Here is a 21845-nt window from a genome sequence, read left to right as displayed (position 1 = left end):
TTCGCGTTTCGCGAAGGGCTTCCCCCACTCCGTCGCCGCTTCGCGGCGCCACCGCTCCTCCCTCCGGAGGAAGGGAGCCGGCCAGCCTAAGCTCACGCCCTTCCTCTCCCCCGTCGATCGGAGGAGAGGTGTCGAGCGAAGCTCGACGGGGTCGACTGTTCACCAAGGCAACGCAGCCGCTTTTCACGATCATGCTCGGCCTCGCCCACTGTTGCGCCAGACGCCGTCATCGGCCATCAGCTCGCTCAAAATGCCTTCGCGCAGGCCGCGGTCGGCGACGCGCAGCCGCTCCGACGGCCACACCGCGCGGATGGCTTCGAGGATAGCGCAGCCGGCCAGCACCAGGTCGGCGCGGTCGGCGCCGATGCAAGGGTTGGCGCAGCGCTGCTGGAAATCCCAGCCGACCAGCTTTTCGACCATGCGGTCGACGCTGTCGCGGTCCATCCACAACCCGTCGACACGGCGGCGGTCGTAGCGTTCGAGGTCGAGATGGACCCCGGCCAGAGTCGTCACCGTTCCGGATGTGCCCAGCAGATGGAATTTCGGGCTGGCCAGCACATGGCTCAGCCGGTCGCGGCCGTCGAAGGACCTCAGCCGCACGGCGACATCCTCGACCATGGCGGCAAAGATCTCGCGCGTCACCGTGCGGCCGCCAAAACGCTCGGCGAGCGAGACGACGCCGACCGGCAGCGACGTCCATGACACGATGTGGTTGGCAAGCCGCGGCGAGCGCTGGCCGGTGAGGTCGATCAGCGCGATTTCGGACGAGCCGCCGCCAATGTCGAACAGCACTACGCCTTGCGTGTCGCGCTCGACTAGCGAGCCGCAGCCCGACACCGCAAGGCGGGCCTCGGTCTGGCGGTCGATGATCTCGAGTTTCAGACCGGCCTCGCGCTCGACACGCTGCAGGAATTCGACGCCATTGTCGGCGGTGCGGCAGGCTTCGGTGGCGATCAGCCGCGCCTTCTTGATCTTGCGGTTGCGCAGTTTGTCGCCGCAGATTTTCAGCGCCTCGACGGCGCGGTCCATCGCCGCCTGGCTCAGATGCCCGTTGGCGGTCAGCCCCTCGCCCAACCTGACGATGCGCGAGAACGCGTCGATGACGCGGAACTGGCCATGGCGCTGCGGCACCGCGACCAAAAGCCGGCAATTGTTGGTGCCGAGATCGAGCGCGGCAAACACCGGCAATTCCTGCATCGGCGGCCGCTGTATAGGCTGTTCAGGCCTGGGCTGCGGAGCCGGAGGTGCAACTAGAGGGCTCGGGGCAGCGATGCTGACGGCCGGCGGGCCGGCTGCAACGAGGTGCGCTGATACCGCCAGCCCATCGCGTGCAAAAACCTTGCGTCCACGCCGGCGCTTGCGCCGCTTTCTCGCTTTGCCTCGCTGAGGCTGGGCGTCGCCGGCCTGTCCGTCACCGGACTGGGGCCCCGCCTGGCGGGGCCGCCCGGCGGATGGGCTTGGCCCGCCTGACGGCGGCGAAGCCCTGGACACGCCCACTTCCGGCGCGCCTGCGCCGGTGTCGTGGTCTTCCACTTCGGGTCCTTCCGGCGCCGCGCGAACCGGAAACCGGACGCAGCAGGCACCTAAATGTTTTAAGTTGCCGCCAGAGTAGCAGTGCGGGACCGGATCACCAAGAGCAGCGGGTCAAATTTTGCCGGCATCATGCAGCGGCAATGCTTGCAGCGTTGAATAGCGGGGCTTGTCCGGTTGAATAGCCGGCTTCAATGAGGCATTTCTGAAATGAGGGGCAATATTGGTGAATCGCGGATTTTTTCACGCCCGCCGGGGCGATGGGCAGCAACGCATGACGAGAACTCCATGAACTGGAGGCGCTATCTGTGGCCGGTCATCGGCATTGCGGCGGTCATCGCCTCGCTGCTGTTGCTGTGGCATGAGCTGCGCGGCATCTCGCTCGACGACGTCTGGGACGGCATCGTCGCCATCCCGACGCGCGGCTGGGTGCTGGCGGCGCTGAGTTCGGTGGTCGCCTACGCCTCGCTCGCCGGCTACGACCACATCGCGCTGTTGCATATCGGCAAAAAAGTGTCGTGGCTGTTCGTCACCTTTTGCTCCTTCACCACCTATGCGCTGTCGCACAACATTGGCGGCTCGGTGCTTTCGGGCGCCGTGATCCGCTACCGCGCCTATGGCACCCGAGGGCTCACCGGCCAGGATGTCGGCATATTGGTGGCGATCTGCTGGATCACTTTCGTGCTCTCCAGCCTGCTGGTCGGCGGCCTGGTGCTGGTGTTCGAGCCGCAGATCATCGGCCGCTTCTCCGGCGCACCCCACCGCGGGCTGGCGATCGCCGCCGGCATCGCTTTGCTCATTCTGGTCGGCGCCTATATCTTCGGCAGCTGGCTGCATCTGAAGCCATTGAAAATCGCCGGCTTCCAGCTGCATTACCCGGCGCTGCCGATCGTGGCGCGGCAATTGCTGATCGGCCCGATCGAGCTGCTGGCGGCGGCGGCAATCATCTTCTTTGCCCTGCCCGTGGCCGGCAATCCCGGCTATTTCGTCATCCTCGGCGTGTTCCTGGTGTCGTTCTCGGTAGCGCAGATCTCGCACGCGCCGGGCGGGCTCGGCGTGTTCGAGGTCGTGTTCCTGGCCGGCCTGTCGCAGATGGACCCGGTCGGCGTGCTGGCGGCGCTTCTGGTGTTCCGCCTGTTCTACCTGATCATCCCGCTGCTGATCGCGCTTGGCGTGGTGCTGTTCTTCGAGCATTCGCAATACAGCCGCGGCGAGACGTAGCGCCCTGCCCGCCCGCATGGACGCACAAACCAAAAGCCCGCGATTGAAACGCAGCGCAGGCTTGACTATTTTCCGGCGGCGGCTACAAGGCACGCGCGGCTGCTTCGGCGGCCCACCAGCGCGAGAGCGCCTGCTGGGGAATAGGTTAACGGTAGACCCACGGACTCTGACTCCGTTAGTCCTGGTTCGAATCCAGGTTCCCCAGCCAACAGTTTTCCAAACGAATTCAACACCTTAGTCCGGCGGGGGATTTTCCGTTTCGGCGATTTCGTGCCGCGACACGTTGCGACACGTCCCCCTTGATTTCCAACGGTTCCAAAACGTTCCCGGCAACTCGACGCGACATGGACCCGACATGAAAGGGCATCCTCATGGTATGGTCTGACCTGCTTTTATTCTCCCCTGTGATCCTTGGCGTCGCCGGCATGGCGCTGGCCAAGCTTCCCGATCTCCTGGACGCGATCCAAGGGACGCCGGGCCAGAGCGATTTCGAACGGTTCATGATGGATGCCGGCCGGCGCGGTCTCAGCTACTCGGATTCCATGCGCGAACTCGATATCAGGACTATCTTCGCGCGGCTTCGCCGTGAGGCTAGCGGCGCCGTCGCCATCAATATCAAGAACTGGCAACCCCTGCTGGAGGCCGCCGTCCAGAAATGCCTTGCTGACAATCCGCAACATGATCGCGAGCTTAAGGCGATGATGAAGGGACTATCCTACGGGCATACTCTCTACGAACGTGAGGCCCGCATGGTCGACGGCCTGTACATCGAGTTCCAGCGCCGCCGTGGCGGTCTTTCTGTGGACCAGCTGGCAGCATTACGATTTTCTGGCTGATCGTTAATACCGGCCAATCGATTCCCAAGCCTTGAAATATGGGTAGGGCGCAACTGTGCTCGGGTCTCTTCTGATATCCCCGCTGTGAGCCGAACCATCCTCGAACACCCATTGATGCCCGGCTGTCGCCAGATCATGGAGGTAATCTCTCAAAGTATCTGCTTGATGAATTCGATAAAGGTTGCGCTGATAGCGGACCGGCCCCCTGTCCAGCACGCGAAAAAGGAGGCTTATCTGGATCAGGGGCAAGCGGTCGCCGGTAGGAAACCTGTGCAACGCATAGACGTTAGTCTGAAAATCGGAAATCCAGTCACGCCGCCTCGGCATATTCCGCCCCTCTCGCGCGATTAACATGTCTCAAATCGTACCATAAAACATTGTCATATCCATTTTTGCTAAACTATGCGGAACCGATCTTAAGCCTCGGGCTTGAATCGCGGTTTCGTGAGTCATCGCATGCATCTCAAATTCATTCCGCCGCTCATGCCGACCCTGGTTCTGGCGGTGTCGGCATGATCCTTTCGAAGTTGCCCGACATGATCGACGCCGTCACCGGCGACGATCAAGCCCCTTTCGAACGGTTCATGATGGATGCCGGCCGGCGCGGCCTTGGCTATTCGGATGCGGTGCGCGAGCTCGATATCCGGACCATCTTCGCCGGCTTCGGCGCGAGGCCAGCGACGCCGTCGCCATCGGCATCGAGAACTGGAAGTCGATCCTGGATGCCCATGTCGACCGATGCCTTGCCGACAACCCACATGCCCGCGAGCTTATGGCGATGATGGCCGGCCTATCCTATGCCCACACCTCTATGAGGATGAGGCCGCCATGGCGGATGGCCTCTACAGCGCGTTCAGGCGCCGCGGTTTTGGCTTCGCCGTTGACCAGCGGGCTGCACTTCGAATTGCGAACGGATAACTAAGCAGACAGTCGGCTATTTGCTCGCGTAGGCCTCACACCATGCGTTTTTCCCCACCTTTGACACAATGGTCAAAAGAATAGCGATAATTGGAAGGATAATAGCGGACCCAAGGCCCAGATAGCTGCCAATGGCACCGGCAATTAGCGTCATCACATGCAGCTTACCCTTATCCCATTTCTTAGAGATATCTTTTCTGAGGGGCTCATAGCGACTACCGCCGCACATGAATTCCTTGAATTCATTTTTCAAAGATTCATAGTAATTCTTTGGAGCACCGCCAGCTCCAAATGGAGCTGTATTTTCCGATCCAGTCTTGGACAAGAGTCGCACCGCAATTTCCTCAAGGCCGGCGCCTTGGGACTCCATGTCCAGGATTGGAGCGGCTTGATAGGGTTTAAGACTCGAAATCCAAGAAGGGTCGCTGTCAATCTCCGCGAAGTCAGTCATTTGATCATATCCGAAATATATTCAGCAGAGATGGCATGTGTGGTTTGGTGAAGCGTCTGGGGATTTATTCCGCCAACTATTGCGAAGCCCTCCACCGCTGGAACGTAGCTTCCAATAATCATGGCGACGATCTCCGTCGTGCCAGTCCGGAAAACAGGTCCACCAGATTGCCCAGGCCGCGTCTGAGTGTTTAGAATCGCGTGCTTAGTTTTTATACCACCGGCACCAAGCAACACTCTCCCTCCGACATTCGATTGATGAGCGGTCAGGACCAGCCGGCCAAAATCCAAATGCGGAAACCCTAGACTGATAATCGACGAATTCACACTCAGCAAATCCGTACCTCTCAAAGCGTTATTTATATAGGGAAGAGTTAGCCCCTCATGAGTTTCTAAAATAGATATATCGCGAACAGCGTCATGCTCCACAACGTTAACCGGAAAGTTCTGGAATTGATTCACTGTTGTGTCTTGGTATGTAGACAATGTCTGAGCCGTCGACATTACAGCAACAATTTTTGTTGCTTCCACTCCGACAACGTGGGCGGCGGTCGCCATAAGTCTCGGACTGATTGCAAAAGCAGTGCCCAGTGGCGTTAGGCCACTCGCTTCAACTTTTCCGATCGCAAAAACAATCTTGGCGACATTTTCATCTAACATAGCTCCCCCCAATAGATTATATTTCAGAACTGTTGCAAATTTTGAAATATTAGTCAAAGCGCTCGTTCTCACGGATCGTCCCCACAAGAACCTTTCGCCGTCGCCGCCAGCTGAGCCGGGCCTGTCCTGTTACACTGGATGAACCGCGCTCTCTCACCGGTGATCTTTTCAATCGATTTCAATAGCGGTTCATGAACCTCACGCAGGGCGCAGTAGTGCTCGCAGTGTAATCTAGCAGCGGGCCGACAATGCTCTTGTGCATCGCTTCCGCTGCCGCCAGAAGCGCTCAATTTCCGCCTGTGAAAGCTGTTTGGAAGGTTTGGTTCTGCCCATGGCGATCTCCATTTGAGTTCGCCCCACTTGGGAACAGGATGTTGCATCGAGTGCGTTTATTGCTTTGCCGGTATCGGCACTAGGCCGGGACCAAAGTCCGGCTTGTGAATGGCCTTAAGCAAGCGCAATATCGCTGAGAACCCGACGGCTGAGGGCCTGGATCGCGACAGACAAGGCGGCCCAGGCTCTCGGCTTTTCGGAGGCGATGTTTGAGGGAGCAGCGCATTGTTCGTCGATTACTACGAACTCTTGGAGATCAGTCCCAACGCCAACTCGGAGACGCTGGAGCGAATATTTCGCTATTTTGCGATGCGCTATCATCCCGACAATCAGCAAACCGGAGATGAAGCCCGCTTCAGTGAAATAGTGGAAGCACACAACGTCCTGAAAGATCCGGTCAAGCGCGCCCAATACGACATCTCCTATCGAGAGCATGCCGGTCTGCGCCTTCAATTGGCCGAGGAAGCAAGCGACGGCAAAGGCATTCAGAAGGACGCTGTGGTCCAGGCCAAACTGCTTTCTCTGCTCTATGTGAAGCGCCGCCAGGATGTCAGCAACCCCGGGATTGGCGACGTCGAAATCGAACGGTTATTGGGCTGTCCGCGAGAGCATCTCGAATTCCATCTCTGGTACATGAAGGCGAAGGGGTGGATCGCAAGAATTGAGAACGGGACAATCGCGATCACGGTTGAAGGCGTCGACCGCGCCGATTCCGAACTGCGTCGCGACACCAGCATTCGGCTCCTGGGATCATAGCCTATCGAGTCATTAGTACCGGTAAGCTTCAAGCGTTGCCGCCCTTCCACACCCTGCCTATCAACGTGGTCAAAACCCTACGCCAGCGCGTTTTGCGGCGATCAAGCGTCTGCGCAGACGCCGAGCTCGCAAAGCCTGGCGTCGGCCTCCTCGACGTTCATTTCCACCGGCGAGATCGCCCTGTATTCGACCGGCTTGTCCTGCCAGTCCTTCGAAGTGAACGTCCGCCCGGCGAGCTTGAAGATGGCTCGAACCGCTATGCCTGACACGTGCGGCATTTCCGTCGAGCATATGGCGAACGCGGTGTAGGCTGGCGTCAGGCCGCTGCGGGCCGCATCGCGCTCGACATCGCTGCGGCAGCGCGTCACGCCGATCCCGGAAAAATCGCTACGGCGCAGGACAACCACGCCCTTGCCGGGGAGGCGTGCATAAACGCCCGTTTGATCGAATGCCTGGCTCAGATAATACGTGCCGGTATTCCCGTTGAAATCGGGAAAGGTGATCCAGGCGTGCAGATATTGCCAGAAATAGATCATGGCCACGGCAGCGACGGCCAGCATGGCGGCACCGGCGCGCTGCTGCGGCGGTGTCGGCTTCCAGCCGAAAATCCAGCCGCGCTCCCTGACCACGCGCGGCGTCGCCAGCAGCGGCGCGGACGGGCTGCCGCTGAATACGCGCCAGCGCGTCTCTATTTCCTGCCACAACTCGTCGGCGGGTACGGTCAGCAGGTCGTGGTGGAAGGCGACTTGCACCATCTCGTCCCTGGGAACGAAGTGGACGTCCCAACCGGGACCCCGCCCCCACCACGATTTGACCGGATTGTTGGCGTCGAAAAATTCCCGCGACACAAGCGCGGCCGTCACGTCGCGGAAGATATGACCCTTCGCCCCCCTGATGTCTATCAGTTCGAGACCGTGGATCTCGCTCCACGGAATGCGGAGTTCCTTGTTCTTCGCGATACGGAACAGGATGCCGGAGGGAGACAGCTCGAGCATCGGCTTTCGCGGGCTGTTGCGACGATGAAAGGCGAAGCCGATGTAGGCGAGGCTGGCAAAAATGATGAACAATGCGACCACTCTCGCCTCGCTGTCATCGCTGCTGTCGCCGCCGCGCGCGAGAAACAGGACCAGGATGGCAAGAGCCATGAAACCCAGCGCCCAGGGGATCTTCTTGAACAGATATTTTTCAATGCCGAAGGCCCGCGTCGCGGTGGCGTCGACCTCTTTGCTGTTCGCGCTGGTGTCGTTCATGGGGTCGCGATCAAGGCTGTTCGTGCCCGATTACAGCACCGGGCGAAACGGTGCGTCAATGACGTGTGTCACAGACGGGCAGCCGCAAGCCGGCGGCTCGGGGCGAGATTCCCGGAGCGAAAAAGATTGGCGACGGCTGGTTTGTGGTACTGCCTAAGCTTCGTCAAAGGTTCTTGCCCAAGGCCGCGTCATGCCCACTGACAGCCAGTTCATTCTCGAACGCATCCGCCAAGGCGGCGTGACGCTCTCCGAGGACGAGTTCGTCATCGACAGGCTGGTGAAGTATGTCGGCAATGGCAGGATCCGCTGGCACGTCGAATTGCGTGGGCATCGCATCGAGCTGACCACCGGCCAGATCAAGAAGCAGCCGACCTTCCGCAGAAAAATTCTTGAACAAGCCGGCGTGCTGCCGCCGCAGCGCGCAGGGGCTGACTACAGGCGATGGGCACTCGATCTGAGGAGAAATGCCATCGAGCTTCCGTGGCGCGACAGGCCGGTCGATGCCGGTTTCGCCATCGACAGGCTCGCCAGCCACGGCGATGGGCGCTGGACGGTTGAATACCAGGGCAAGGTCATCAAGTTCACGACGACCAAACTGCGCAGGCAAGTCAGCTTCCGCAAACGTATGCTGGCCAAGGCCAAGGTGCTGCCGCCCGAGCTGGCTCCTGCCGCCTATCGCAAGTGGATGGACTGGCTCATTCAAAACGCCACAGAGGCCGCACCGCAGGCCGGCCAAGCGTCGATGACGGAAAAGAGCTGGCTTGACGACCTGCCGGAGCTGGCCGGCTGGGAAAATGCCGCGCTGTCCGGAGAGACCGACTAGGACAGCTACTAATCAGTAATAGGATTTATCTGCATTTTAACTAATGTAGATCATCCTTACGGATTGTGTCTCGCGGCTTTTGGACAGAGCAGCATGGTCGACCTTGTGGATGAGGATGAAGTTCCAGCACCCGGCCGATCCGGACGCTGGCGCGTAATAGCTTTGACGACCCTCCAGATCGCCCCACCGGTCATTTCGGTGGGATGCGCCATCATGGCCGGCTATTTCGCCTTTGCGACCTCCAGCAAAAAGCCGCCCGCAGACATGGCAGCACTAGCCGTGTCGATCATGAAATCGGGCGATGCTTCTCCGGAACTGCGCGATTGGGCAGCGGACGTTCTGGGGATACAGACCGATATTGGAATGCCTACCAAAACTGCCCAGCAATAACCACCTGCTTGACTTGATATTCCTACGTCAGGAATTTGGTCGCCGCCCAAGCCGGCGGCCGGCGCCGCTCATCCACGAGATTGCCCGAGGAGGCGCCGGCCAGGCGGGCATTGGGGTACCCGCCGTCGCTAAATTAGCATTCGTGCATTGACCTGGAATGGCGCGAACGCGGAAGGCTGGCAGCCGCGGCACTACAGCAATTTTTCCCAAGACCCGGAACCCTCAACGCTGCAATGGTTGTGACCCCAGCGTCTTGGCGCGGCTTGCCCTGGAGACAATCATGACGACGTTTCTCACCGCTCTCGGCTCTGAAGGTCCTCCAGCCGACCGGGCGAAAGACATGGATCTGTATGGATGGTTGATTGGCAGTTGGGACATGGCGACGGTCCACCGCCGCAACGACGGCACAGTTCAGAAAATGGACGGCGAATGTCACTTTGGCTGGGTGCTGGAAGGCCGCGCCATTCAGGACATCTGGATCAGGCCCAGGCGCCCTTCCCCGTCCACCATGTACGGCACAACCTTGCGCGTCTTCGACCCCGGGATCGGTGGCTGGCACATCATCTGGAGCGATCCGCTCAACCAGGATTATTCGCGCCAGATCGGGCGGGCCGAGGGCAAGGTATTGTCCAGATCGGCGCTGACTCGCGCGGCCTGCAGGCCCGGTGGCGGTTCACCGAGATCACCGCCGACAGCTTTCACTGGATCGGCGAGGAGAGACGCGCGGAGAGCGACCCCTGGCGCGTGACGTATGAACATTTTGCGCGGCGGACGGGTTCCTGAAGCACGCCTGCGCTTTTTGCTGCCAGCTTCTGGCATCAGCCGGGCATCTAGTGTCCCAGCACCTTGGCCTTGCAGGCTGGCTAAGGTCGGGCAGGTGCTAACATAGATTAGCGCGAGCTTAAACAACGCCAAGCCAGTATCTCAAATCCGCCGCGACAAACGCGCCAATAATCTCTTATGTATTGAGCGCGAATAGCGGGTAGACAAGCGAAGATTTCCAATAGCATTGTTGGCACTGGGACGGGGCTCGACCGGCAAGCGCTAACGATGCTTGTCGGTGGTTGGCAACAGCTAAACCGTACAGCCGTAATTGCCACGGTTGTAAGACAAGGAGTCCCAACGATGCCGAACCCAAGCCAGGCCAGCGATCAATGGTGGATCAACGACCAGACGCCGGATAACCCCTATGGCAAAAGCGAAGATTACGGCGCCTTCCTCGACTACCTTGGAGCGCTGGACCGGTCGCTGACGCCGGCTATCGCGGCGGGCACGCTACGGATCAATGTCTCCGAGCTCAATGACCATCCCGAATACAAGGCCGCGGCAATCGGCGCCTTGCAGATGTGGGCCAGTGTCACGCCTCTGAAGTTCGAAATCGTCGACAATGCACCATACAACAGCGCGACCGACTGGATGCAGGTTGTCAGCCCCGAACTGGGCGAGGAGGACGACGGCAGCGCCTATTCCAACGACCGCTATGTCAGCATAGGTCAGCGTTTCCACGACACCGAGCACAACAAGACGGATATTGGCGGCTATGTGTTCGATTCCTTCATCCATGAATTCGGTCATGAGTTCGGCCTGAACCATCCCGGCCTCTACAATTACAGCGGTCCCGGCGGCGTGCAGATCAATTATCTGAACAATGCGACCTGGACCTACGACCGCCAGCAATACAGCGTCATGTCCTATTTCGACGGGATCGATGTCGGTGAACCCACCCGCTGGTCAGCATCAACGCCGATGATGGCCGACATCGAGGCTGTCATCCGCCGCTTTTTCTCGACCGTCGACGAGAACGGGGTGCGCACCTATCAGCATATCGACCTCAACACGGGCGACAACGTCTACGGCTTCGGCAGTACTGTGGATGGCTACCGGCTGACCTCCTCGGGCATGCAGCACGATATCGGTTTTGTCATCCATGACACCGGCGGAACCGATACGATCGACTTCTCCGGCTCGACAGCGGGCACGATCCTTGACCTGCGCGCCGGACAGTTCTCCAGCGTCAACGGCCACAGCAACAATGTGTCGATCTTTGCCGGGCACAACGCCGATGGGACCGACTATTACATCGAGAACGGCATCGGCAGCAGCCATGACGACGTCCTGATCGGCAATGACGGAAACAACGTGCTGGATGGCCGCGGCGGCGGCGACCGAATGGCCGGCAATGGCGGCGACGACACCTACTTCGTCGACTCCCTTGACGACATCGTGCGTGAGGAAGCCAATGGCGGGAGCGACACGGTCGTTCTGCTGTCCCGGAACTTAAACATCCGGAAAATCGCCAACGTCGAACACATCATCTACGCCGACGAGTCGACACTGCAGCCTGGAGGCGGTGGCACCGAAACCCCACCACCGATCATCGGCGACAACACGATGACCAGTATCATCTTCGGCGACAATGGGAACAATACGCTCGACGGCGGCGCCGGCAACGACACGATCTTCGGTCAGGGCGGCGATGACCTCATCATCGGCGGCCGCGACTCGCTCGCCAGCCGCGACATCAACAACACCATCGATGTCGCCGACCTTGAAGACCAGACCGAGAGCGACGACGGCAATGACACGCTCTATGGCGGCGGCGGCAACGATACGATCCTCGGCGGCCAGGGCAACGATATTCTCGACGGCGGCGCCGGCGACGATACGCTGAGCGGCCAGGATGGCGTCGACATATTCAGGGGCGGCGCGGGCGTCGACACAGTCGACTTCAGCAAGGAAAGCCCCTTCCAACTGCTCGTCAACCTCGCCACCAACGTTGCCAATGGCGGCACCGGCACGGGCGACACCTTCTACAGCATCGAGAACCTGATCGGGTCCGATGACCGCATCGACCGTTTCATCGGTACGTCGGCGGCAAATCATTTCTGGGGCCGGGGCGGCGGCGACTATTTCAACGGCGGCGGCGGCAATGACATACTGGATGGCGGCAATGACGGCGACATCCTGTACGGTGAAGCCGGCAACGACACCATCATCGGCGGCGCCGGCCAGGACTATCTGGATGGCGGCGCCGGTATCGATACGGTCGTCTACGAAGGCAGCTCCTCGGGTGTGACGATCGACCTCGCCAATGGCACGGCCAATGGCGGTGACGGCGATGGCCCGGTGCAGATCGTCGGGCGCGGCACCGTTATCCGGCACGATATCCTCGTCGGTTTCGAAAACGCCGTCGGTTCATTCTTCGACGACCATCTCATCGGCAATGCCCAGGCCAACAAACTTTCCGGCGGCGCGGGCAACGACACACTGACTGGCGGCGGCGGCGCCGACACATTGAATGGCGGCGCCGGCAGCGACACGGCGGACTACGCCGACGCGACCGGCGGGCTCAGCCTCAAACTGGGTGGCGGCAAATCCGGCGGCGACACCTATATCTCGATCGAAAATCTGGCCGGTTCGGGCTTCAACGATCAGCTGACGGGCAACAGTGCGGCCAATGTGCTGACCGGCCAGGGCGGCGCCGACAAGATCGACGGCGGCGGCGGCGACGACACTCTGCTCGGCGATTTCGCCTATCAGGGCGATGCTCCGTCACGCCCGGGCATGGGCACCGGCTACGCCACGCTCGGACCGGAGGCGACGAACAATTCGATCTCGACCGCCTTCGACATCTCGAACAACTTCTCGCTGGCCGCCGACCCCGACATCTTCGATTCGACGACCACGCTTCACACCACCGTCAACGCCACCGGAAACGGCCTGGGCGGATATTATAGCCTCAACCTGGCGGCCGGCACGATCATCACCATCGACATCGATGGAATTGCCGACCCCAATGTCCATGACAGCATCGTCAGGCTGCTGGACAGCGATGGCAATGTCGTCGCCCAGAACGACGACGGCGGCGACGACCCCGGCTCCACAAACGGCCGGGATTCGAGCACGAGCTTCATCGTTCAGGAAACCGGAACCTACTATATTCTGGAAGGCGAATGGTCGGCATCGGCTCCCGGCGATGGCTGGGTGGAATCCGTGCCCGAGGGCTCGACATATAAACTGAACGTATCGGTCGAATTCCCGCCCGCGCCGGCCCAGCCGGGCGTTGCGGGCGCCGATACGCTCAACGGCGGCGGCGGCAACGATCTGCTGGATGGCGGGCTGGCTGCCGACACGCTGACCGGCGGCGCGGGCGAGGACTATTTCCGCTTCTCGACAGAACTCGGGAACGGCAATATCGATTGGATCAAGGACTTCAAGGTCGCCGACGATACGATCTTGCTGGACAACCTCATCTTTGCCAGCGTTGGCGGCGACGGCGCCCTCGCCCTGGGCTCATTCTACAAGAGCGCAGCGGGTGCTGCTCATGATGCCGACGACCGCATCATCTACGATTCCGACAATGGAATATTGTCTTACGACGCCGATGGTTCTGGACAAGAAGCAGCCATTCAATTTGCGCACCTGAACACAAATCTGGATCTTTCGGCTGCAGACTTCATTGTCATCTAACGCGTTACCAGGAGGGGGGCTTTCAGGCTTCCCTCCTGAAGCGCGTCGCCGCAGCGAAAAGGGAGAGGACGCAATGACCGACCGCCGCACAGTATTGATAGCCGCAGGAGTTGCGGCTGTCGCCGCGGCCACCGGGGCAGCGGCTGCGCAATCGACGGATATTCGCGGCTCAGTCACGTTCGTGGGCGGCAAGGTCATCCCGGAAGGTCATCTGGAGATCTATCTCGAAGACCCCGCCATTCAGGACAGTGCGCGACGTCGCGCTGCGAAAACCAGCCTCAAAAGCGAGGGCGGCTCAAAGACGATAGAATTTTCCTTGCCCCTGCCCGCAAGCTCGGTTGCTTCACCAACGCTGCAGGTCGTTGCGCGCCTGGAGCGTGCGGACGGCTGGCTGGTCGCGCGGGGCAGCGCTCAGTTCGAGGCGGGCTTGCCCGTCCATGTCACGCTCAAGGCAGTTACGTATTGAGGGACGCGATGCCATATTCCGATTGCGAGCCTGCATGCAGCTGACGCCATCGCCGCCGCTTACGCTGGTTGGAATTCTGGCGTCGTTTCGACGTGCTTTTTCGGGCATTGTCCTGATGAGCGGGGTGGTCAACGTGCTGACCCTGACCGGCTCGTTCTTCATGTTGCAAGTCTATGACCGGGTCGTTCCGGGTCGCAGCGTGCCGACGCTGGTCGGCCTGGCGGTGCTTGCGGGAACACTGTTCGTGTTTCAGGGGGTGCTGGAGCTGATCCGCTCTCGCCTCATGGTGCGGCTGGGACAGGGGTTGGACGCAAAGCTGAGCCCGTCGGTCTATTCGGCGCTGATGCGCCTGCCGCTGCGCGCCAAGCCTTCCGGTGACGGACTGCAGCCCTTGCGGGATCTGGATCAGGTTCGCGCCTTTATCGGCAGTCCCGGGCCGACCGCGCTGTTCGACCTGCCATGGATGCCGCTCTATATCGGCATCTGTTTCATTTTTCATTTCTGGATCGGCGTCACCGCGCTTGCCGGCGCTGTTGTCCTGTTTGCCCTGACGCTTCTGGCCGAATTCCGGACCCGCGGCCCGACAAGGATCGCCGGACAGCACGCAGCCGTCCGCAGCACATTGGCCGAGGCGACAAGGCGCAATGCCGAGGCCATGCAGGCCATGGGTTTTGGCGGGCGTATCGCCGAGCGATGGCATGCCGTCAATGCCGAGTACCTGAATGCCCATGCGGCTGCCAGCGATGTGGCGGGAACGCTTGGAACGATTTCCAAGATCCTGCGATTGATGCTGCAATCGGCAATGCTGGCGATCGGCGCTTATCTGGTCATCCAGCAAGAGGCGACCGGCGGCATCATGATCGCAAGCTCGATCATGATGGGCAGGGCGCTGGCTCCGATCGAACTGGCGATAGCGCATTGGAAGGGTTTCATTGCGGCGCGGCAAAGCTGGGCACGCCTGAAGCAGCTGTTGTCCGCGCTGCCGGATGGTGCAACCGGCGTAACCCTGCCTGCGCCGGTCAGCGCGTTGGCGGTTGAGAATGTCAGTGTCGCGCCGCCGGGCGAACGGACGCCGGTGGTGTGGGATGCTAGTTTTTCACTGGCCAGGGGATCTGGCCTGGGGGTCATCGGCCCGAGCGCTTCCGGTAAATCGTCGCTGGTGCGGGCGCTTGCGGGTGTCTGGCTGCCGGCGCGGGGCGCCGTGCGGCTGGACGGCGCGACGCTTGACCAGTGGCCGACCGACGAGCTGGGCAAACATATCGGCTATCTGCCGCAGGATGTGCAGCTGTTTGATGGAACGATTGCGCAGAACATCGCCCGCTTCGACCCGGATGCGTCATCCGACATGGTGCTTGCGGCGGCCAAGGCCGCCGGCGTGCATGATCTCGTCGTGCATCTGGCCGACGGTTACGACACACGGGTTGGCGAAGCCGGCGCCTCGCTGTCGGCGGGGCAACGGCAGCGTATCGCCCTGGCGCGCTCTCTCTATGGCGATCCGTTCATGGTCATCCTGGACGAGCCGAATTCCAATCTCGATGCAGACGGTGAAGTGGCCTTGTCCGCCGCCATTCAGGGCATCAGGGATCGCGGCGGCATCGTCATCGTCGTCGCGCACCGATCCACTGTCCTGGCCAATGTCGATACGGTGCTGGTGATGGCCAATGGGCATGTGCAGGCCTTCGGTCCGAAGGATGAGGTGCTGAACAAGGTTTTCCGAACGGCAGCACCGCTCAAGGTCGTTGCCGCCACGGAGCGAGGGGTTCCGGCATGAGCGAGGACAGAGCCGCGTTGCATCATAGGCAGGTCCACCGCTATCTCGTGGCTGGGGTTGCTACCTGTCTGCTGCTCGTCGGCGGTGTCGGCGGCCTGGCGGCAGTGACCAAAATGTCGGGTGCGGTGATCGCAGCTGGCCGGCTGGTGGTCGATTCTAATGTAAAGAAGGTTCAGCACCCGACCGGCGGCGTGATCGGCGAGATCAGGGTGCGTGAAGGCGACCGGGTCAAAGCGGGCGATATTCTGGTGCGCCTGGATGAGACGACAACGCGCGCCAACCTGGCGATCGTCTCAAAAGGTCTGGATGAGTTTTATGCACGGCTGGCGCGCCTGGAGGCAGAGCGTGACGGCAAGGACACGATCAGCTTCCCGGAGGTTTTGACATCGCGGCGCGGCGAGGCTGGCGTCGCCGCATCGATGGCCGGAGAACAATCGCTGTTCGATTTCCGGCGCCAGGCGCGATCTGGCCAGCGATCGCAATTGCGCGAACGGATCGCCCAGTTGACGCAGGAGACCGCCGGTCTGACCGAGCAGCTGCAGGCCAAACGCCGCGAGATCGAGCTGATCCAGATCGAGCTGGAAGGCGTGCGGTCCCTGTGGCATCGCAAGCTGATAGGAATCGAGCGCATGACGTCGCTGGAACGGGACGCGGTGCGGCTCGAAGGCGAGCATGGGCAGCTGACCGCGGGAATAGCCCAGGTGAAAGGCAAGGCCTCCGAGATCGAACTGCAGATCATCCAGATCGACCAGGATCTTCGCAGCGAGGTCGCGACCGATTTACGCGAGACGCAAGGAAAGATCTCCGAGTTCGTCGAACGCAAGGTAGCGGCCGAGGACCAGCTGAAGCGCATCGATCTGCGCAGCCCGCAGGATGGCGTGGTGCTGCAACTGGCCGTGCATACGATCGGCGGGGTCATCACCCCCGGCGAACAGGTGATGCAGATCGTACCGGTAACGGACGACCTGACCGTTGAAGCGCATATTGCACCGCAGGATATCGACCAGGTGACGATGGGCCAGAATGCGATTTTGCGCCTGTCGGCCTTCAATCGGCAAACCACGCCGGAACTGACCGGGACGCTGTCGCGGATTTCGGCGGATCTCACCACCGAGGAGCGCACCGGAGCAGCCTTCTATGTCGCGCGGGTGACGCTGCCGAAAACCGAGGTCGCCAAGCTGCGCGGGCTGGCGCTGGCGCCGGGCATGCCGGCCGAAGTGTTCTTCCCGACGGGCGACCGGACGATGCTTTCCTATCTGGTGAAGCCGCTGTCGGATCAGATCCAGAAAGCTTTCCGCGAAGAATGAAGCCGCACCTTTGAGAGCTGAAGCATCCAGACCGGCTGGCTGCCGATCCCGAAGGGGTAGCCCCTACTCCGCCGCCTCGTAGCCGGCGATGCCCTTGATCTCGAGGAAATCCTCCAGCCCGTATTCGGCATTGTAGCCGCAGAACGGCAGGCCAGCGTCCGGGGTGGGGTAGTTGATGTAGGCGTTGGCGGTGCGCATGCGGGCGGCGATTTCGCGGGCCTTGTTCATGTCCTTGGTCTGGATGTAGGAGGCTAGCCCATAGACGGTGTCGTTGGCGGTGCCGATCTGCCCGCAACGTCTCCGCGCTCAATCGGTACGGCCATACATATTAGCATTCAACGATATATTAATAAGTATGATCGAGCCTTTGCGTATCGGGACCAATTCCCGATCGACGATCCGGCACTATTTGTGTGCCGTGACGCTCGACCGATGCGGAGTAAAACGCATGAGTGTCGAAACCGCACTGGCGCAGCTATTGCGCATGATCCACGGCCGCGCCCTCAATTTGGCGGCGTTGCCTGATGATGAGAGAGTTACGCACTACGACAGCATCCGCCGGTCATGTTGCGGAGCCGCCGAGCATGTCGGCCAGAGTCCCGACGATGCAGCCATCACGGCAAACAGCATGGTCGAATTCACCCGCGCCATGGTTGGGATCATCGAGACAAACCGCGGCTATGACAAGCGGCGGTCCGTCTCCGGGCGGTGACCCGGTTGACGAGACCAGCGAGGGCGCGGCCGAGACCGCGCCCCTTCGATTGCATTGGAGCTAGCGAGGGCCTTGTCTCCCTGCCCTACTCCGCCGCCTCGTAGCCCGCGATGCCCTTGATCTCGAGGAAATCCTCGAGCCCGTATTCGGCGTATTCACGGCCGTTGCCGGATTGCTTGTAGCCGCCGAAAGGCAGGCCGGCGTCCCACTGGGGATAGTTGATGTAGACATTGCCGGTGCGCATGCGGGCGGCGACTTCGCGGGCCTTCTGGATGTCCTTGGCCTGGATGTAGGACGCCAGACCATAGACGGTGTCGTTGGCGGTGCCGATCGCCTCTTCGACGGTGTCGTAAGGCATGATCGCCAGCACCGGCCCGAAGATTTCCTCGCGCGCGATGCGCATGTCGGGGGTGACATCGGCGAACACGGTCGGCCTGACATAGTAGCCACGGTTGAGCTCGGCCGGACGGCCTGGTCCGCCCGCCACCAGCGTCGCACCCTCGTCTATGCCGGCCTGGATCAGGTCCTGGATCTTGTCGAACTGGATCTGGCTGACCACCGGGCCGAGCTTGGAGCCGGCCGCATCTGCCGGGCCGACGGTGAACTTTTCCGCCGCCGTCTTGGCATAGCCGGCAGCCTCGTCATGGCGGTCGCGCGGCACGAACATGCGCGTCGGCGCGTTGCAGGACTGGCCTGAGTTGCTGAAGCAGCCGGCGACGCCCTTGGCGACGGCCTTTTCCAGGTCGACATCGGGAAACAAGATGTTGGCCGACTTGCCGCCGAGCTCCTGATGCACGCGCTTGACCGTGTCGGCGGCCGCCTTGGCGACCAGTATCCCGGCGCGGGTCGAACCGGTGAACGACATCATGTCGATGTCGGGGTGGCTGGACAGCGCCTGGCCGACGCCCGGGCCGTCGCCATTGACGAGGTTGAAGACGCCCTTCGGCACGCCGGCCTCGTCGATGATTTCGGCGAAGATGATGGCGTCGAGCGGCGCGATCTCAGACGGCTTCAGCACCATGGTGCAGCCGGCGGCAAGGGCGGGACCGACCTTGCAGGTGATCTGGTTCAGCGGCCAGTTCCACGGCGTGATCAGGCCGACAACGCCGATCGGTTCCTTGACGATCAGGGACGAGCCCTTGACGTGGCGGAATTCGAACGACTTCAGCACCTCGGCCATCTTCTGCAGATGCGCAAGGCCAACGCCGACCTGGCTGTCGAGCGCCATCCGGCGCGGCGCGCCCATTTCGCGCGACACGGCCAGAGCCAGATCGCCGCTGCGCTTCTTGTAGATCTCGATGACGCGGTTGAGGATATCGAGGCGTTCCTCGGCCGAAGTACCGAACGTGTCGAAGGCGCGCTTGGCCGCGGCCACCGCCTTGTCGACATCGGCCTTGGAGCCGAGCGAAATCTGGGCGAAGGCGTCTTCGTTGGACGGGTCGATGACGTCGAAACTGTTGGGCACGACCGGGTTGACCCAGGCGCCATCGATATAGAACTGCAGATTGTGGGACATGGGTTTTTCTCCCTGGGGGATTTCTGATGTGATTGGGGGGGATCGGCGGATCGTCGTATCGGTTCAGAGATAACGATGTGGCAAGAGCGATGTCAAACGCAAGGGCTCGCGATTGAGCCAGACGGCTACAGAAGCGTGTGCCCCGCCGCGACCAGAAGCCCCCTTGCCGCAGCTTCATCCTTCACTTTGACGAGCAGATGGTCGCCATCGAAAGTAGATACCAGAAAAATGCCGAGTTCGTTTTCCGACAACGGCTTTATCACCGACAGCACGATGCCTGTTTCGTCGAAGGCAAAGGGACCCTGGAGCTTCAGGCCGACCCAGTCCCTGTCGTGCTTCACGCCGTCCGGGACCCGATCCTGCAGGCAGACGACCGAAAGCTCGTCCTCGGTCCGGGTGATGCTGACGAAGCCTGGCCCGTCGGCCCAGCCGGGAATGCTCTCTTTTGCTTCGAGGCGCGAAACTGCGTACCGCCCCGAGAGCGGCTTCAACCGGACCCTGACTGCCATCCGATCCTCCCCGTTTGTTGGCCATCACGCCAGCCTCTTGCTCATATAGACCGTCGTGCCGTTCATGAATGGCTCTTCGCGGTCGATCGTGTAGCCGTGCTTCCTGTAGAGCGACACATTGGCTTCGAACGCGCCGTTTGTCAGCAGGCGCAATTCGCGGCGCCCAGCCGCGCGTGCCTTCTCTTCGGCCCGCTCCAGCAACAGCCGGCCAATCCCCCTGCCCTGTGCCTGCGGTGCGACGCAGACATTCTCGATCCAGAGATGATCGTCCTCCAGCGTGGTTTCGAGCATGCCGACAATGCGGTCGCCCTCGATGGCGAGATCGAAGGGATGCTCGGCAACCGCCTTGTCATAGTCGGCGCGCATCGGCAGCGGCTCGCGGCCGATCACCGGCACCCATTTGGCATAGGCGGCGCGCACAATGTCCCGGATCGCGGCGGCGTCAGCGCGTTCGGCCGGCCGAAACCGGATGGAAGAATTGGTCATAACAAGCTCCAGACATGAAAACCCCGCCGGCTGATATTGCGGGCGGGGCTGGAAACGAACGAACCGAGATCTATCGTGCCGGTCTTTGTCGTCGCGCAATCAGCTTGCCGCTCCGCATCGTGCAGAGGCGACGTCGCTTGGTGATGGCGAGCGAGAAAACGGACATGGCGCCACGCTGGAACAGGAAGCGCAGCCCGTCAAGATTTTGAGATTGGCCCAGCCTGTAGAATTCAGGGATGCTCCCTCGTCAGGTCAGAACCGATCGTTCGTAAAACCAGATCATTCTAACCAAAACAATTCGTTGGAAAGATTGGTTCAGGAATGGCATTCCTCCGGCGTAGTCGCTTGGAGAATTTCATTGTCTTCCGCCACCCACATCGCGAACGATATTCCGAAAAACACGATTTCTGCCGATCTGGCGGCGGGCCGCAAGCGGCTCGATTCGGCGTGGAACGGCGTTATCCCCGGCGTCGTGCTGGTGGCGATGATCACGGCTGTGGCCTTCTCGGCCCATAACGTCTCCGGCTTCGCGCTGTTCAGCCCGATGATCCTCGCTGTCGTCGCCGGCATGATCTATTCCAACGTGCTCGGCACCCCCGCCCACGCCAAGGCCGGCATCGCCTTTTCGCAAAAGCGCCTGCTGCGCTTTGCCATCGTGCTGCTCGGCTTCCAGCTGACGCTCGGCCAGGTCGTCTCCATCGGGGTCAGTGGCGTCGGCATTGTTGCGGCTACCCTTGGCGCGACCTTCGTCTTCACCATCACGCTCGGCCGGCTGCTCGGCGTCGACGCCAAGCTGGCGCAACTGATTGCCGCCGGCACCTCGATCTGCGGCGCCTCGGCGATCGTCGCCACCAACATCGTCACCGACGCGCGCGACGAGGACGTCACCTACGCCGTCGCCTCGATCACGCTGTTCGGCACCGTCGCCATGCTCGGCTACCCGCTGCTGGCGCCGGTGCTCGGCCTCGACCAGCACGCATTCGGTCTGTGGGCAGGCGCCTCGATCCACGAGGTTGCGCAGGTCATCGGCGCGGGCTTCCAGAACGGCGCCCAGTCCGGCGAGATTGCCACCGTCGCCAAGCTGACCCGTGTTTCCATGCTGGCCCCGATGGTCATCGCGCTCGGCCTGATGGCGCGCCGCAAGACGAGCAGCGACCGGTCAGGCGATCAATCGGCGGCACGGCCGCCCATGCCGTGGTTCGTCGCCGCTTTCGTCGCCGTCGTGGCGCTGAACAGCCTGATCACCGTGCCGGCGGAAGTGAAGTCGGCAATGGCGCTCGGCACCACCATCATGCTGACCATGGGGCTCGCCGCCATGGGCCTGCAAGCCAACATTTCGCAGCTGCGCTCGCGCGGCCTGCGGCCGCTGGCACTCGCCTTCTCGGCCTTCATGTTCATCGGCTGCTTCAGCCTGATGCTGGTGAAGTTCGCTTAAAGCCGC

Annotated in this window: 21 protein-coding genes and 1 tRNA gene; 14 read left to right on the top strand and 8 right to left on the bottom strand. The window is 61.3% G+C overall.

Annotated features, from left to right (window positions below; genetic code table 11):
• Positions 1–189: 189 nt before the first annotated feature.
• On the bottom strand, positions 190–1533 hold the full coding sequence (locus ACYHH6_RS19820; protein ID WP_352589469.1) for a Ppx/GppA phosphatase family protein: 1344 nt from the start codon (positions 1531–1533) through the stop codon (positions 190–192).
• A gap of 285 nt (positions 1534–1818) precedes the next feature.
• Between ACYHH6_RS19820 and ACYHH6_RS19815 the strand changes: the two genes are divergently transcribed.
• From ACYHH6_RS19815 to ACYHH6_RS19800, 4 genes are all read left to right on the top strand, one after another.
• Positions 1819–2751: a lysylphosphatidylglycerol synthase domain-containing protein gene (locus ACYHH6_RS19815; protein WP_352589472.1), complete on the top strand. Its 933-nt coding sequence runs from the start codon at positions 1819–1821 to the stop codon at positions 2749–2751.
• 134 nt (positions 2752–2885) lie between these two features.
• Positions 2886–2959 (top strand) — tRNA-Gln (locus ACYHH6_RS19810).
• 163 nt (positions 2960–3122) lie between these two features.
• Positions 3123–3587 carry a hypothetical protein gene (locus tag ACYHH6_RS19805; RefSeq protein WP_352589475.1) on the top strand — a complete coding sequence of 155 codons (465 nt, stop codon included), beginning with the start codon at positions 3123–3125 and terminating at the stop codon, positions 3585–3587.
• 536 nt (positions 3588–4123) lie between these two features.
• Positions 4124–4369, top strand: a complete 246-nt coding sequence (locus ACYHH6_RS19800; protein WP_352589478.1) for a hypothetical protein — start codon at positions 4124–4126, stop codon at positions 4367–4369.
• 152 nt (positions 4370–4521) lie between these two features.
• On the opposite strand, the gene ACYHH6_RS19795 is transcribed toward ACYHH6_RS19800, so the two are convergent.
• Entirely contained in the window at positions 4522–4956 is a 435-nt protein-coding gene (locus ACYHH6_RS19795; RefSeq protein ID WP_352589481.1) for a hypothetical protein, read from the bottom strand.
• Positions 4953–5687, bottom strand: coding sequence for a trypsin-like serine peptidase (locus tag ACYHH6_RS19790; RefSeq protein WP_352589484.1), 735 nt, complete (start codon positions 5685–5687; stop codon positions 4953–4955). Before ACYHH6_RS19790 ends, ACYHH6_RS19795 begins: the two co-directional genes overlap by 4 nt.
• Positions 5688–6173: 486 nt before the next feature.
• Between ACYHH6_RS19790 and ACYHH6_RS19785 the strand changes: the two genes are divergently transcribed.
• Positions 6174–6704: a J domain-containing protein gene (locus ACYHH6_RS19785; protein WP_352589487.1), complete on the top strand. Its 531-nt coding sequence runs from the start codon at positions 6174–6176 to the stop codon at positions 6702–6704.
• Between the two features lie 101 nt (positions 6705–6805).
• Here the strand turns inward: ACYHH6_RS19785 and ACYHH6_RS19780 are convergent, their stop codons facing one another.
• The gene (locus ACYHH6_RS19780; RefSeq protein WP_352589490.1) at positions 6806–7954 is read right to left on the bottom strand and encodes a hypothetical protein; all 1149 of its coding nucleotides are present in this window, start codon (positions 7952–7954) and stop codon (positions 6806–6808) included.
• 190 nt (positions 7955–8144) lie between these two features.
• Between ACYHH6_RS19780 and ACYHH6_RS19775 the strand changes: the two genes are divergently transcribed.
• The 7 genes from ACYHH6_RS19775 (at position 8145) to ACYHH6_RS19745 (ending at position 17181) form a co-directional block, all read left to right on the top strand.
• Positions 8145–8777, top strand: a complete 633-nt coding sequence (locus tag ACYHH6_RS19775) for a hypothetical protein (protein WP_352589493.1) — start codon at positions 8145–8147, stop codon at positions 8775–8777.
• A 93-nt stretch (positions 8778–8870) separates the two neighbouring features.
• Positions 8871–9167 carry a hypothetical protein gene (locus ACYHH6_RS19770; RefSeq protein WP_352589496.1) on the top strand — a complete coding sequence of 99 codons (297 nt, stop codon included), beginning with the start codon at positions 8871–8873 and terminating at the stop codon, positions 9165–9167.
• Between the two features lie 280 nt (positions 9168–9447).
• Positions 9448–9915 carry a hypothetical protein gene (locus ACYHH6_RS19765; protein ID WP_352589499.1) on the top strand — a complete coding sequence of 156 codons (468 nt, stop codon included), beginning with the start codon at positions 9448–9450 and terminating at the stop codon, positions 9913–9915.
• A gap of 377 nt (positions 9916–10292) precedes the next feature.
• On the top strand, positions 10293–13637 hold the full coding sequence (locus ACYHH6_RS19760; RefSeq protein WP_352589502.1) for a M10 family metallopeptidase C-terminal domain-containing protein: 3345 nt from the start codon (positions 10293–10295) through the stop codon (positions 13635–13637).
• A gap of 73 nt (positions 13638–13710) precedes the next feature.
• Positions 13711–14103, top strand: a complete 393-nt coding sequence (locus ACYHH6_RS19755; RefSeq protein WP_352589505.1) for a hypothetical protein — start codon at positions 13711–13713, stop codon at positions 14101–14103.
• A gap of 34 nt (positions 14104–14137) precedes the next feature.
• Entirely contained in the window at positions 14138–15874 is a 1737-nt protein-coding gene (locus ACYHH6_RS19750) for a type I secretion system permease/ATPase (RefSeq protein ID WP_352589507.1), read from the top strand.
• On the top strand, positions 15871–17181 hold the full coding sequence (locus tag ACYHH6_RS19745) for an HlyD family type I secretion periplasmic adaptor subunit (protein ID WP_352589510.1): 1311 nt from the start codon (positions 15871–15873) through the stop codon (positions 17179–17181). The genes ACYHH6_RS19750 and ACYHH6_RS19745 overlap by 4 nt, the downstream gene beginning before the upstream one ends.
• Positions 17182–17244: 63 nt before the next feature.
• Here the strand turns inward: ACYHH6_RS19745 and ACYHH6_RS19740 are convergent, their stop codons facing one another.
• Positions 17245–17466, bottom strand: a complete 222-nt coding sequence (locus ACYHH6_RS19740) for an aldehyde dehydrogenase family protein (protein ID WP_352589599.1) — start codon at positions 17464–17466, stop codon at positions 17245–17247.
• A gap of 163 nt (positions 17467–17629) precedes the next feature.
• Between ACYHH6_RS19740 and ACYHH6_RS19735 the strand changes: the two genes are divergently transcribed.
• Complete coding sequence (locus ACYHH6_RS19735) at positions 17630–17893, top strand: hypothetical protein (protein ID WP_192253083.1); 264 nt, start codon at positions 17630–17632, stop codon at positions 17891–17893.
• An 85-nt stretch (positions 17894–17978) separates the two neighbouring features.
• Here ACYHH6_RS19735 and ACYHH6_RS19730 read toward each other — a convergent pair whose 3' ends face one another.
• The 3 genes from ACYHH6_RS19730 to ACYHH6_RS19720 all read right to left on the bottom strand — a co-directional run bounded on the left by ACYHH6_RS19730 (position 17979) and on the right by ACYHH6_RS19720 (position 20404).
• Positions 17979–19409 carry an aldehyde dehydrogenase family protein gene (locus tag ACYHH6_RS19730; RefSeq protein WP_352589514.1) on the bottom strand — a complete coding sequence of 477 codons (1431 nt, stop codon included), beginning with the start codon at positions 19407–19409 and terminating at the stop codon, positions 17979–17981.
• A gap of 125 nt (positions 19410–19534) precedes the next feature.
• A complete protein-coding gene (locus tag ACYHH6_RS19725; RefSeq protein ID WP_352589517.1) occupies positions 19535–19918 on the bottom strand; it encodes an ACT domain-containing protein in 384 nt (127 codons plus the stop codon).
• Positions 19919–19942: 24 nt separating this feature from the next.
• Positions 19943–20404, bottom strand: coding sequence for a GNAT family N-acetyltransferase (locus tag ACYHH6_RS19720; protein WP_352589520.1), 462 nt, complete (start codon positions 20402–20404; stop codon positions 19943–19945).
• Positions 20405–20762: 358 nt separating this feature from the next.
• On the opposite strand from ACYHH6_RS19720, the gene ACYHH6_RS19715 reads away from it, so the two are divergent.
• Complete coding sequence (locus ACYHH6_RS19715) at positions 20763–21839, top strand: YeiH family protein (protein WP_352589523.1); 1077 nt, start codon at positions 20763–20765, stop codon at positions 21837–21839.
• The last annotated feature ends 6 nt before the right edge of the window (positions 21840–21845 follow it).

Source organism: Mesorhizobium sp. P171375, from assembly GCF_057786075.1.
Note: the sequence above shows the minus strand (reverse complement) of the source record. Positions and strands in the feature narration are given on the sequence as shown.